The sequence below is a fragment of the Mesorhizobium sp. GbtcB19 genome, from assembly GCF_019091085.1.
GTDB lineage: Bacteria > Pseudomonadota > Alphaproteobacteria > Rhizobiales > Rhizobiaceae > Mesorhizobium.
Genome location: NZ_JAGXJY010000011.1, coordinates 154,573 through 167,556, shown reverse-complemented (window position 1 = coordinate 167,556; position 12,984 = coordinate 154,573). Strand labels below are relative to the sequence as shown.

14 protein-coding genes are annotated in these 12,984 nt (G+C 63.2%); 7 read left to right on the top strand and 7 right to left on the bottom strand.

Going from position 1 to position 12,984, the window contains the following annotated elements; translation table 11 throughout:
• Positions 1–54 precede the first annotated feature (54 nt).
• Entirely contained in the window at positions 55–882 is an 828-nt protein-coding gene (locus KVT37_RS19830) for a 3-keto-5-aminohexanoate cleavage protein (RefSeq protein ID WP_217576141.1), read from the bottom strand.
• Between the two features lie 79 nt (positions 883–961).
• On the opposite strand from KVT37_RS19830, the gene KVT37_RS19825 reads away from it, so the two are divergent.
• Positions 962–1,852 (top strand): MurR/RpiR family transcriptional regulator, encoded by an 891-nt coding sequence (locus tag KVT37_RS19825; protein ID WP_217576139.1) that lies wholly within the window; start codon positions 962–964, stop codon positions 1,850–1,852.
• Complete coding sequence (locus KVT37_RS19820; RefSeq protein WP_217576137.1) at positions 1,849–3,174, top strand: aspartate aminotransferase family protein; 1,326 nt, start codon at positions 1,849–1,851, stop codon at positions 3,172–3,174. The genes KVT37_RS19825 and KVT37_RS19820 overlap by 4 nt, the downstream gene beginning before the upstream one ends.
• A gap of 34 nt (positions 3,175–3,208) precedes the next feature.
• Here the strand turns inward: KVT37_RS19820 and KVT37_RS19815 are convergent, their stop codons facing one another.
• A complete protein-coding gene (locus KVT37_RS19815) occupies positions 3,209–3,859 on the bottom strand; it encodes a LysE family translocator (protein WP_217576135.1) in 651 nt (216 codons plus the stop codon).
• A gap of 34 nt (positions 3,860–3,893) precedes the next feature.
• A complete protein-coding gene (locus tag KVT37_RS19810) occupies positions 3,894–4,517 on the bottom strand; it encodes an FMN-binding negative transcriptional regulator (protein ID WP_217576133.1) in 624 nt (207 codons plus the stop codon).
• 76 nt (positions 4,518–4,593) lie between these two features.
• Here KVT37_RS19810 and KVT37_RS19805 point away from each other — a divergent pair, with 76 nt between their 5' ends.
• Positions 4,594–6,021, top strand: a complete 1,428-nt coding sequence (locus KVT37_RS19805; RefSeq protein ID WP_308642667.1) for a PLP-dependent aminotransferase family protein — start codon at positions 4,594–4,596, stop codon at positions 6,019–6,021.
• A gap of 95 nt (positions 6,022–6,116) precedes the next feature.
• Here the strand turns inward: KVT37_RS19805 and KVT37_RS19800 are convergent, their stop codons facing one another.
• Positions 6,117–6,944: a L,D-transpeptidase gene (locus KVT37_RS19800; RefSeq protein WP_217576131.1), complete on the bottom strand. Its 828-nt coding sequence runs from the start codon at positions 6,942–6,944 to the stop codon at positions 6,117–6,119.
• A 380-nt stretch (positions 6,945–7,324) separates the two neighbouring features.
• On the bottom strand, positions 7,325–7,984 hold the full coding sequence (locus KVT37_RS19795; RefSeq protein WP_217576129.1) for a haloacid dehalogenase type II: 660 nt from the start codon (positions 7,982–7,984) through the stop codon (positions 7,325–7,327).
• A gap of 150 nt (positions 7,985–8,134) precedes the next feature.
• Here KVT37_RS19795 and KVT37_RS19790 point away from each other — a divergent pair, with 150 nt between their 5' ends.
• The 4 genes from KVT37_RS19790 (at position 8,135) to KVT37_RS19775 (ending at position 11,475) form a co-directional block, all read left to right on the top strand.
• Positions 8,135–9,013 carry a branched-chain amino acid aminotransferase gene (locus KVT37_RS19790; protein WP_217576127.1) on the top strand — a complete coding sequence of 293 codons (879 nt, stop codon included), beginning with the start codon at positions 8,135–8,137 and terminating at the stop codon, positions 9,011–9,013.
• A gap of 203 nt (positions 9,014–9,216) precedes the next feature.
• Positions 9,217–9,819 (top strand): superoxide dismutase, encoded by a 603-nt coding sequence (locus KVT37_RS19785; protein WP_217576125.1) that lies wholly within the window; start codon positions 9,217–9,219, stop codon positions 9,817–9,819.
• A gap of 261 nt (positions 9,820–10,080) precedes the next feature.
• On the top strand, positions 10,081–10,518 hold the full coding sequence (locus KVT37_RS19780) for a cytochrome c (RefSeq protein ID WP_217576124.1): 438 nt from the start codon (positions 10,081–10,083) through the stop codon (positions 10,516–10,518).
• 9 nt (positions 10,519–10,527) lie between these two features.
• Positions 10,528–11,475 (top strand): cytochrome c, encoded by a 948-nt coding sequence (locus KVT37_RS19775; protein WP_217576122.1) that lies wholly within the window; start codon positions 10,528–10,530, stop codon positions 11,473–11,475.
• Positions 11,476–11,488: 13 nt separating this feature from the next.
• Here the strand turns inward: KVT37_RS19775 and KVT37_RS19770 are convergent, their stop codons facing one another.
• On the bottom strand, positions 11,489–12,313 hold the full coding sequence (locus KVT37_RS19770) for an LON peptidase substrate-binding domain-containing protein (RefSeq protein WP_217576120.1): 825 nt from the start codon (positions 12,311–12,313) through the stop codon (positions 11,489–11,491).
• 200 nt (positions 12,314–12,513) lie between these two features.
• Positions 12,514–12,903 (bottom strand): SET domain-containing protein, encoded by a 390-nt coding sequence (locus tag KVT37_RS19765; RefSeq protein WP_217576118.1) that lies wholly within the window; start codon positions 12,901–12,903, stop codon positions 12,514–12,516.
• Positions 12,904–12,984 lie beyond the last annotated feature (81 nt).

Here is a 12,984-nt window from a genome sequence, read left to right as displayed (position 1 = left end):
TTGAAAATGCATTGTAATATAAAATGCACTGCAAATTTGCAAAATGCTGATGCATTAGGCATTCAACCACTGGCTTCGCAACACGTCGGCGTCGGCAACGGCGAGGCCGCAGGCTTCGACGGCCCGCCTCGTGGCCACGACGAGGTCCTGGTTTCCGGACGCCAGGGCTCCATCGGGCAGGAAAAGATTGTTCTCGAAGCCGACGCGCGCATGTCCGCCGAGCAGCGCCGCTGCGGTCACGCAGGCCGTCTCCTGGCCACCGAAGGCGCAGACCATCCAATGGCTGGCGGCGGCGATGCCAGGCGCTAGGAACGGCAGCAGGTCGGCGGGGCGGGATGTCTGGCCGACCGTATAGCGGCCGAGCACATAGAGAACCGGCAGATTGTCGAAGGGGATCAGGCCGCGACCAGCGAGCGCCGCGAGATAGCTCGCCTCTTCGGGGGTATAGAGGATGATCTGCGGCGTGACTTTTTCCACCCGCAGCGTTTCGAGAAACGACGCGAAAGCCGCTTCATGCGTTGGGTCGGGCACGAGTTCGCGCAAGGCCAGCGAAGCCGCTTCGGGCCGCGCTTCCAGCACTACCCGCATCTGCTGTTCCGGGCGATAGAGACCCAGCGCCTCGCTGGTGATCTGGAGCACGAGCCTGTCGCCGACGCTGGCCCTGATCGCCGCTGTCGCGGCCCGGTAAGCCTCGGCGTCGAGCAAGTGGCGTCCGTCGCGGTCGCGAACATGGACATGGATCATGGCGGCGCCGGCATCGAGCGAGGTGGCGGCCACATCCGCCAACTCATCCGGAGTGATCGGCAAGGCTGGATGGTCGGCCTTGGTGCGCCGGCCGCCATTTGGCGCCACGGCGATCGCAACGCGATTTTGGTTCGGCATCGATTGCTCCATTTGTTGCAATAGATAAACTTGTGCAACATATATTGCACAACCATGCATTCGCGTCTATGGTTGTGGCATGATCCGCGCGCCGCTCACCGATGCCATCGTCGAGGTCTTCGACAGCTTGCCTTCGCAGCTCCAGGACGCTGCCCGCTATCTTCTCGACAACCCCGAGGACGTGGCGCTGCTGTCGATGCGCGAGCAGGCGCGGCGCGCCGGCCTGCAGCCCTGGACGATGGTGCGTCTGGCCAAGCGACTGGGCTTCGATGGCTACGAGCCGCTTCGCTCGCTTTACGCCAATGCCATGCGGCAGGGCGAGCTCGGCTTTGCCGGCAAGGCCGGCACACAGCTGGCGCACCAACAGGAGGTTGGCGACCGGGCGTTGGCCGCCGAAATGATAAGATCGCTGTCCAGCCAGATCGCCGAACTTGGCGAGCCGGAGCGGCTCGACACGCTAGTCGCGGCGGCGGAGCGGCTGCATGCGGCGCGCCGGATATTCTGCCTCGGACTGCGCTCCAGCCATCCGGTCGTCGCGCATTTTTCCTACGTCATGTCCTTCCTCGGCGAAAAGGCGGTGATGCTCGACGGCGCATCGGGAACCGGCACCGACGCCATTCGCCTCGCGACCTCGCAAGACATCCTGTTCGTGGTCAGCGTCGCTCCCTACACCAGGCTCACCGTCGATCTTGCCCGCCGCGCCGCGGCAGGCGGCGTGCCGGTGATCGCGCTGACCGACAGTGCCGTGTCACCGCTTGTCGGCCTCGCCGCGCTGTCGGTGCTGGTGCCGACGGAAAGCCCGTCCTTCTTCCATGCCATGGCGCCGGCCTTCGTCGTCGGCGAAATCCTCGCGGCGCTGATCGCCGGCAAGGGCGGGGACAAGGCGCTTGCCGCCATCCGCCGCACCGAGGACCAACTCTCCCAACTCGACATCCACATCTTGCCGCCGCGCGGCCGGAGGAAATCATGACCCATATCCTGCATCGCCAGATCCACGCTTCGCTGCCGGTCGCCAGCGGCGGCAAGGGCATCGAGCTCTTCGACAGCAATGGGCGCGCCTATATCGACGCCTCGGGCGGCGCCGCCGTTTCCTGCCTCGGCCACGGCCATCCCGATGTCATCGCCGCCATGCACCGGCAGGCCGACACTCTGGCCTACGCCCATACCAGCTTCTTCACCAGCGAGGTCGCCGAAGCCCTTGCCGACCGGCTGGTCGCCGACGCGCCTGCCGGCATCAGCCACGCCTATTTCGTGTCCGGCGGCTCGGAGGCGGTCGAGGCGGCGCTCAAGATGGCGCGGCAGTATTTCGTCGAGATCGGCCAGCCGCAACGCCGCAACATAATCGCACGCAGGCAGAGCTATCACGGCAACACGCTCGGCGCGCTCGCGACCGGCGGAAACGAATGGCGCCGCGCCCAGTTCCGGCCGCTGCTCATCGAAACGCATCACATCGACCCATGCTTCGCCTATCGCTTCCAGGAAGCCGGCGAGACCGACGAGGCCTATGCGGCGCGCGCGGCGCAGGCGCTGGAAGACAAGATCATCGAGCTCGGACCGGAAACGGTCATGGCCTTCGTTGCCGAAACGGTCGTCGGCGCGACGGCGGGCGCGGTGCCGCCTGTGGTGGACTATTTGCGGCGTATCCGCGAGATCTGCGATCGTTACGGCGTCCTGCTGATCCTCGACGAGGTGATGTGCGGCATGGGCCGCACCGGAACGCTGCATGCCTGCGAGCAGGATGGCGTCGCCCCCGATCTGATGACGATCGCCAAGGGTCTGGGCGGCGGCTATCAGCCGATCGGCGCTGTCCTGCTCAGCCGCAAGATATTCGACGCCTTCGCCAACGGCTCAGGCCTCTTCCAGCACGGCCACACCTATATCTGCCATCCGATGGCCTGTGCCGCGGCGCTCGCCGTCCAGGAGGTCATTGCCCGCGACAGGCTGCTCGACAATGTGAAAGCCATGGGCGCGCATCTGGCGCGCCGGCTCGGCGAGCGCTTCGGCAATCATCCTCATGTCGGCGACATTCGCGGGCGCGGCCTGTTCATGGCCGTCGAACTGGTCGAGGATCGTTCGACCAAGCAGCCCTTCGATCCGAAGCGGAAGCTGCATGCGCGCATCAAGAAGGCCGCCATGGCAAACGGCCTTCTCGTCTACCCGATGGGCGGCACGATCGATGGTGCAGTTGGCGACCACGTGCTTCTGGCGCCGCCCTTCATCTGCGATGTCGTGGCCATCGACGCGATCGTCGATCGTCTCGACGACGCCATCGGCGAGGCATTGCGGACCTAGCCAGATCCGCAGCCCACCGTGCGTGGCCGGGCAATCACAGGGCAGGGCGCTTGGCTATGGCCAGGCCTATGCCAAGCGCGATCATTGCGCCGCCGGAGGCCTCGCGCAGGCGGCGGATCACGCCTGAGCGCCCGGTTGCGCCCTCACGGATTCGGCTGGCCGCAAAGGCGACCACGACGTCGGCGAGCGTGTTGAGCGTTACCGATATGAAGCCGAGGACCATGAACTGCAAGGCAACGTGGCCAGCGCCCAGGTTCACGAATTGCGGAATGAAGGCCAGGAAGAAGGCAGCCGTCTTCGGGTTCAATGCCTCGACGAGCACACCTTCGCGAAATGCTTTGCTCGCGCCGACCGCAGGCGCCGGCGGGCCGCCTTCCAGCATTGTCTTTGCCTCGTGGCGAGCGGCTTGAAAGGTGCGAAAGCCGAGCCAGACGAGGTAGACGGCGCCAATCAGCTTCAACGCCGTGAACAGCTCCGCGCTGGCGAGCACGATGGCTGAAACGCCGAGGCTGCCGGCGAGCACGTGCACCATGCCGCCCAGCCCCGTCCCGAAACTCGAGGCGATGCCTTCCGCGCGTCCTCCGGCCAGCGTGCGCGCGGCGACATAGAAAATGCCCGGGCCGGGCGTGATGGCGAGCAGGAGGGCCGCGGCGAAATACAGGGCGAACTGGGTCAGGTCCGGCATGATGGGCTCACTGGCAATCAGCTGGTGTCGGCTGTCACGACGGGATGAGCGGCGCGACCTCACGATCGGAAGCCCGCTCGCTCGCCGCCAGACCGGACACGACGCCGGCGCGATCGGCCGCGTTGCGGTTCTGGCTCATCTTACGCTTGCCTTCGAGCCTCGTGATCGGGATGCGCAGGCCAACAATGCCTCGCAATTGCGACTGGATGAAATCCGCCGGCGCATCCGATACGGACCAAGGCGCAATGCGCTCGCCTTCATGCAGGTTGGTCAGGCGGGTCACGACCTCGAGCAGCCTGTCGGCGTCCTCGAAGAATTCGATCGGTCCATGCGCATGGACAGCGACATAGTTCCAGGTCGGCACGACTTTCCCGGTCTCCTGCTTGGTCTGGTACCAGGCCGGCGTCACGTAAGCGTCCGGCCCCATGAAGATCGCCAAGCCGTCACCCAGTTGCGGCACGCGCCATTGCGGATTTGCCTTCGCGACGTGGCCGTAGATCACGCCATGTTCGCCCTCGTTGGCGTCGAATAAAAGCGGCAACGGCGTCGCCAACGGCCCCTCCGCCGTGGCGGTGACCAAGGTGGCCAGCCGCGTAGCGCGGATCGTGGCTGTGAGGCTCTGCTTGTCGTCATCGCGGAAGGCGGGGGGCGTGTACATGACAAAACTCCTTGCGTCGCAACTGAAGATGCCTCAATTCTGGCTTGCTTTGAACATCCAGTTTTGAAGGTTTTCTGTGGTCCAGTTGGAGCAGGAAGGCGTCGCGCGCCGGATCATCGCGGCGATCAAGGCGCAGATCCACAACGGCACTTACCAGCCCGGCGACCGCCTGCCGTCGTCGCGAGCCTTTGCCGCTGAATGGGGTGCGTCGCGAACCACGGTGACGGCGGCCTATAACCAGCTCGATGCCGAAGGCTATCTGATCATCCGGCAAGGGGCGCGTGCGATCGTGGCTCCAGGATTGGAGAGGGTGTCGGGCGAGGTGCCGGTCACGACTGGTTCGCCACGAAACCTCTCGGCATTCGCGCGCCGGCTGCTCACCCTGCCTTCGCCGACGGAACAGCGGCCGGCCAAGGTTGCGGATTTTCGCTATGGCGACCTGTCCGGCGCTGACTTCCCCGTGCTGGCCTGGCGGCGGGCCTCGAACAAGGCAATCCTCAACCGTGCCGCGCGACTGCGCTATGGCGACCCGCAGGGATCTTTCGTACTGCGCAATGCGCTTCAGGCCTATCTCTGGCGCGCCCGCGGGATCAATTGCACGCCGGACCAGATCGTCATCGTCAACGGCTCGCAGCAAGGACTCGACCTCTGCGCGCGGCTGCTGCTCGATCCCGGCGACCCGTTCATCATCGAGAATCCCGGCTATGTGCTGGCCCGCCATGCCTTCGTGGCTGCAGGCGGTATCGCCGTGCCGGTTGCCGTCGACGCGGATGGGCTAAGGGCGGATTCGCTGCCGCCGGCCCGTCTGGCTTATGTGACGCCCTCGCATCAGTTTCCGCTCGGCGGTGTGCTGTCGGCGACGCGGCGGCGTGCGCTGCTTGCGTGGGCCACGGCATCGGGCGCCTATATTGTCGAAGACGATTATGACGGCGAATACCGCCATGACATTAGTCCCATTCCGCCTCTGCAGGCGCTCGACGCGGACTCCGTCATCTATGTCGGGACGATGTCCAAGACGCTCTCGCCCACCTTGAGGCTCGGCTATCTCGTTGTCCCCGCCAGCCTACGGCGGCCGTTCAGCGAGGCAAAGCGACTGACCGACCGGCATGCTCCGATGCTGGAACAGGACGTGTTGGCCGAGCTGCTGGCGAGCGGCGCATACGAGCGCCACGTGCGCAGCATCCGCAGAAGGAATACCGAGCGAAGGCAGGTGCTGTTGCAGGCTTTGGCCGATCATTTCGGTTCAAAGGCCGTCGTCGAGGGCGCCGACACGGGACTGCATCTCGTTGTCTGGATGAAGGGCACGGCCGCTGAACAGGAGGACGCGATCATCGCGGCGGCTCGCTCCGCCGGGATCGGTCTCTATCCCGTATCGCCGCTCTACCAACCGACCGGCCCTCGGCCGCGCGAGGCCGGGTTCATCCTGGGTTACGCCGGGCTTGATACGGAGGCATTGCGACGCGGCGTTGCGGTGCTGGCCGCCCTATTGGCCGAGCACCGCTGACGACCAATGCATGTCGCCCAAAAGTGTGCAGCGGTTTTGGGAAAACGACATGCACGAGAAACAAAGGCTCAAAGCCCATCGCGCTTTTGAGCAGGTCAGAAAATCTCGTTGGTGAGCTTCTTCACCGGACCGAGCAGGATCGAGCCCGTCGGCACGCCGTTGTCGATCGGGATTGCTTTGCGCTCCGGCATGTCCTCTTCCGGCGCGCCTATATTGGCTGTCACGATGACCGGCGTTTTGGTGGGCACGCGGTCATAGAGGTCGATGATGTCCTGGTTGATCAGGCGCACGCAACCCGACGACACCGACTTGCCGATCGACCACCATTCGGGCGAACCGTGCAGGCGGTAGAGCGTGTCCTGGTTGCCCTGGAAGAGATACAGCGCACGCGCCCCGAGCGGGTTCTTCAGGCCGCCCGGCATGCCGCCATTCTTGGCACTGTATTGCGTCAGTTCCGGCTGGCGCGCGACCATCTCGTCCGGCGGCGTCCATTTCGGCCACTTCTGCTTCCACTGCACGACCGCGTCGCCCGACCATTCGAAGCCGGCGCGGCCGAGGCCGACGCCGTAGCGGATCGCCTGGCCACCCTCGCGCACCAGATAGAGGAAGTGGCCGGTGGTATCGACGACGATGGTACCGGGGCGCTGCCCAGTCGGATCGGGAACGATCTGGCGCAGGAATCGGTGATCGATCTTGTTCACCGGAATGGCCGGCAGGTCGAAACCATTGTCGGACATCGCGCCATACATCGTCTCATAGTCGCCGAGCGGCGGCTCGACATAGGCCTGGGGCGGCGGCGTTTGAACCGGTGCCGGACCCTGATCACTGGTGGTTGTGCAAGCCGAAACAGCGGCCGAAGCAGCGCCGAGAGCTGTCAAATTGAGGAAGCCACGGCGGCTGAGGCGGAAGGAAACGTCTGACATGGTTGCCTTTTCTTAGATCAGAGCGGCGTTTCGTTGAACCGCTGCTCTGATCTAACTGTTTGTTGGAGCATGATCTTCTCCGAAAACCGGTTCCCACTTTTCGGGATCATGCTCTAGGTCTTAATTCGCAAGAAAGCATGAATGCGAAGGCTTATCGCCGACGGCATCCATAACAGTCGGCGGCGATAGGCGGTTCCAATTCTGGCCTGAGGGTGGACAGAAAAAGGCGAAGCTGTGACCGCGCCACGGCTGTTGCGCTGCAGCAACAGGACGGTTCAGGGCGGTTCGCCGTTTCGGGGGAACGCCGAACCGCCCTTTCTCCTTTTTTGACGCAATTCCGGACGGAAAACCGCCTCACACTTTTCCTGGAATTGCTTCAGCTACCCCGTAAGCAGACCTTCGAGCGAGGGCAGGATCAGCCCCGGCGGAAAGTCGCGGTACTCGTCCGGCTGGTCGGCGCGGTTGATCCACACCGTGCGGAAACCGAACCTTGTGGCGCCCGCTATGTCCCAGCGGTTCGACGACTGGAACGACACCGCGCCGGGATAGAGCCGCCAGCCGGTGACCACCATGTCGTAGACCGACGGGTCGGTCTTGAATTTGCGCACCGCATCGACCGAAAACACGTCGTCGAGGATCTGATCGAGGGCAGCGGATTTCACCGCCGCCTGCAACATCTCCGGCGAGCCGTTGGAGAGGATCGCGAGCTTCGCGCCGGACCCTTTCAGCGCTTTCAGCACCGCCGGCACTTCCGGGTAGCAGTCGAGCCGCCAATAGGCTTCCAGCAGTTTGGCCCTCAGCGCCGGGTCGGCCGAGGGCACCTTCTTCAGCGCGAAGTCCAGCGCCTGCTCGGTGAGCTGCCAGAAATCGGCGTAGGCGCCCATCAGCGTCCGCACCCAGGAATATTCGAGCTGCTTGGCGCGCCAGATTTCCGACAGCAGCTGGCCGTCCGGGCCGATCTCGCCGGCATGGCGGCGCACGGCGGCGTGCACGTCGAACAACGTGCCATAGGCGTCGAAGACATAAGCCGCGTGATGCATGGAAGAGTTTTGCGGCGGCCAGCCTCGCCGTGCAAGCGCTGATTGCAGTTAAGTGCCGCTGGCCTCAACGATTTTTGCCCATGTCGGTTGACGCCGGCCGTCAAAGCATCGTCCTATGCCGGCCTGAAATCATCCATACGGACGGCAGACATGACACTGGCGGCAGCGGCGCAAACCGCGACTTGGACCTATGTGGACGGCGACTGGTACGAGGGCAATGTCGCGATACTGGGCCCGCGCAGCCATGCCATGTGGCTCGGCACCAGCGTCTTCGACGGCGGCCGCTGGTTCGAGGGCGTCGCGCCCGACCTCGAGCTTCACTCCGCCCGCGTCAACGCCTCGGCGATCGCGCTCGGTCTGAAACCTTCCATGACCGCGGAAGAGATCGTCGGGTTGACCTGGGACGGGCTGAAGAAATTCGACGGCAACACGGCGGTCTATATCAGGCCGATGTACTGGGCCGAGCATGGCGGCTATATGGGCGTTCCGGCCGATCCGGCCTCGACGCGCTTCTGCCTCTGCCTTTACGAATCGCCGATGATCCCACCATCCGGCTTTTCGATCGGCGTCTCGCCGTTCCGGCGCCCGACCATCGAGACCATGCCGACCAACGCCAAGGCCGGATGCCTCTATCCCAACAATGGCCGCGCCATCCTGGAGGCCAAGAACCGCGGCTTCGACAACGCGCTGGTGCTCGATATGCTGGGCAATGTCGCCGAGACCGGTACCTCCAACATCTTCCTGGTCAAGGACGGTCATGTGATGACGCCGGCCCCGAACGGCACGTTTCTGTCCGGCATCACCCGCTCGCGCACCATCAACCTGCTCGGCGACTATGGTTTCAGGACCACCGAGAGGACGCTGTCGGTCCGTGATTTCCTCGAAGCCGACGAGATCTTCTCGACCGGCAACCATTCCAAAATCGTGCCGATCACCCGCATCGAGAACCGCGACCTGCAGCCCGGACCCGTGGCCAAGAAGGCGCGCGAGCTCTATTGGGAATGGGCGCATTCGACTTCCGCCGCTTGAGCGGCTGGAGTTTCAGCGTTTCACGGAACGGCGAACCTCTCTTTCTCTTGTTTGACGCAATTCCGGACGGAAAACCCTTTCACACTTTTCCGCGAATTGCTCTAAAGTCGCTCGGCGCTTCATTCCGGAGTTGCCCCAACCCATTCCAGACCTATCTAAGTTCGGTAGTTTCACCGGACTTTTTCCTCGAGGGAGTACCATCCATGGCTTTTGAGTTGCCCGCTTTGCCTTACGACTACGAGGCGCTTCAGCCCTATATGTCGAAGGAGACGCTGGAGTATCACCACGACAAGCACCACAAGGCCTATGTCGACAACGGCAACAAGCTGGCCGCCGAGGCCGGAATGGGCGACCTGTCGGTCGAAGAGGTGGTCAAGCAGTCCTTCGGCAAGAATGCCGGGCTCTTCAACAACGCGGCCCAGCACTACAACCACATCCATTTCTGGAAGTGGATGAAGAAGGGCGGCGGCGGCAACAAGCTGCCGGGCGCGCTGCAGAAGGCCGTCGACAGCGATCTCGGCGGCTATGACAAGTTCAAGGCGGATTTCATTGCCGCCGGCACCACTCAGTTCGGTTCCGGCTGGGCCTGGGTTTCGGTCAAGAACGGCAAGCTCGAAATCTCCAAGACCCCGAACGGCGAGAACCCGCTGGTGCATGGCGGCTCGCCGATCCTCGGCGTCGACGTCTGGGAGCATTCCTACTACATCGACTACCGCAATGCGCGGCCGAAATATCTCGAAGCCTTCGTCGACAGCCTGATCAACTGGGACCACGTCCTGGAAATGTACGAAAAGGCTCGCGCATGACCCCGAAAATCGAGATCGATTTTCGGAAAGGATCATGCGCAGAATCAAAGCGTTACAGCGTCCTTTGCGCGCCGAAAGGCGCGCGGCGCTGTAATGGCTGAGCGATTTTTGATGAAAAGCCCCGGCACGCCGGGGCTTTTCTTTTTCGAGCAAGGAGAACGCAAGCCAGCCAGCAAAATCGTCACGGCGAAGGGGAATAATCCCGCTTTGACGCCCGTTAACGTTCAGTCCCCGTAGTTCTCTTCCCATGGAGCCAATTGAATGAGAAAGCTTGTCCTCGCCATCTCTATGCTCGCCTTTGCCGGCTCGGTCGCCTTTGCCGATCCGATTCAGGATCGCCAGGCCCTGATGAAGGAGCGCGGCAAGCTCGCCGGCCAATTGTCCAAGGTGGTCAAGGGTGAGGAGGATTTCGACGCGGCCGCCGTGCTGACGACGCTGAAGGCCCTGCAGGCCAATGCCGAGAAGTTCGATGCCGAGAAGCTTTTCCCGGCCGGCACCGATCAGGGCGACACCACGGCCGCGCCGAAGATCTGGGAAGACATGGCCGGCTTCAAGGCCGCCGAGGACAAGTTCCTGGCCAACACCAAGGAAGCGGTCGCCTCGCCGCCGGGTGATGTCGATGGTCTGAAGGCGCAGCTCAACACCCTTGGCGGCGATTGCGGCGCCTGCCATCAGAGCTACAGGGTCAAGAAGGGCTGATCGCCTGAAATGGCCTGGCTGAAGAAGCTGGTCGGCGCCGCCATCGTGCTTGGCGGCGCCGCGGCCGCCGCCGGCTGGGTGCTGTCGGCGCCGGTCAGGCTTGACACCGGGGCCGTCGCGCAGCTTGGGCCGGGCGACGCGGCAAAAGGCAAGCGCATCTTTTATGCCGGGGGCTGCACCTCCTGCCACGCCAAGCCGGGATCGCAGGGCGATGCTCGCCTGCAACTGACCGGTGGCCTCGAGCTGAAGACGCCGTTCGGCACCTTCGTGCCGCCCAACATCTCGCAGGACGCCAAGGACGGTATCGGCGCCTGGAGCGAGGAAGACTTCGCCAACGCCATGCTGAAAGGCGTCTCGCCTTCCGGCGAACATTTCTATCCGGCCTTCCCTTATGCGTCCTACGCGCGCATGAAGCCGACCGACATCGCCGATCTCTACGCCTTCATGAAGACGCTGCCGGCGGTTGCCGCCAAGGCGCCGGATCACAAGCTGTCCTTCCCCTTTAACATTCGTCGCGGCATCGGCCTGTGGAAGCTTCTCTATCTCAGCCCCGAACCGGTGATCGCGCTGCCCGGCGGCGCGCCGGACAAGGTTCTGGCCGGCCGCTATCTGGTCGAGGGTCCTGGACATTGCGGCGAATGCCATACGCCGCGCGATTTCGCCGGCGGCGTCAAGAAGGGCGAATGGCTGGCCGGCGCCGTGGCGGCCGAAGGCTCGGGCGTGGTGCCCAACATCACGCCCGACGGGAAGAGCATCAAGAGCTGGTCGGAAGCCGACATCGCCAACTACCTCGAAACCGGCTTCACGCCCGATTTCGATTCCGTCGGCGGCGCCATGGTCGAGGTGCAAAAGAACATGGCGCAGCTGACCGCCGACGACCGCGCCGCAATCGCGGCCTACCTCAAGGCCGTGCCGCCGCATCCCAACGGCTATCCGGCGCGCAAGCCGGCGAGCTGAGAACACCGCCGATTTATTGCTCCGGCTGGCCGATATTTATCAACTCGAGCACCCTTCCGAGCCGCGCGACGACATCACTGGTTTCCAGAAGCTGCTGCTTCTCATCGATACCTATCGATAGACGCTGAGCGACTGTATCGGCCAACAGACTGGGATTTTCGGTTGAAGGAAGACCGAAGCGGACTCGCTGGCGCACCGGAAGCGAGGAAAGGTCGATCTTGGCGTGGATTTGATACGCATCAAGCACCATACGAGAAAGTGAGGCAGCCTCCTCCGACTTGCCGCGCTGTTCTTCAATGGGCTCTATCTCGGCTGCTAGGAATTCGCGACTGATCAGGCGTGTGATGGCCGTGCGCTGAAGGCCGGACACCGTGACTTTGAGAACCCCGTCCATCTGTGTCTGGCTATTTATTATGTTCGCCGTAACGCCCACCGAATGGAGAGATTGAAGAGTGCTGGGATCGTCATCGGCACCATGCTTCTGAGCGACCACAAGAACCCTGCGATCACCTGCCATGGCATGTTCGACGGCGCGCCGCGTTTTGTCGCGCGCCACGAAAATAGGCGTGATCGCTTGCGGGAACAGCACAAGATCCCGCATGGGAAAAATGGGGATCTCTGTCTGTGTGAGACTGGAAGGGACCGCTACTGGCGCCGCTCCGGGTGCAGTTGCATGCTGGCTCGCCTGAATCCTTGCGGCCAATATGTTCCAGTCACGGAGGCCAAGAATCTTGGCAATCAACTCCAGGCTTTCGCTGTGAGAAAGGGAAACGGATTTGGCGGCCAGCGCTTCACTTAGCGTTTGCGCCATAGCCTTAGCGTCGCGGAAAACGCGCATGAGATCATCCTCTGCGTAAACGAACGGAAAGCGACAGGGGCTTGCGTTACTGACCCGTTCGTTCGGGCAAAGGGAGCCTGAATTGGCTCGATACATTCACCGTACCCAAGGGGGTGCAAGCAGCAGGTTGTATCTACCGGCCACGAAGGTGCGCCGAAGCTGCGGAGTTTGTCAATCCTGACAGCGAGTCTGCCCGCTGCTCACGGGTGGCGGTCGCCCAGAAAATCAAAACCGTCTTCGAAGAAGTGATTGTAGTTGCAGGTCAGCTCCTCGCCGGGTGCGATGTCGCGCAGGGCGTAAGTCTCTTCGGACGAAGAGACGTCGCAGTTCGGGTCGTCGTCGTGGTTCATGTAACGCGCGTCGTCCGCTTCGAAGACGATGAAGCTCGGGTCGTGCCGGTCCGGATAGGAATAGCGGTCGAGATAGGATTTCACCGGACCGATCTGGGCCTCATAGGTGTCGACCGGGATGCGTCGGTCGAACCTCGGATCGAGCTTCCAGACCAGCGTACCCTTCGCGATGCGGTGCCTGGCGAAGACGCCGATACCCTGGATGGACGATTTGTCGAGATAAGTGTCGACGAGCAGCATGACGAGCCTTGTGAATGGGAACTGGCGGCCCGGAGGGCCGCGGCCAAAAAATGACCGCGCATTGCGTAACGCGCGGTCCTC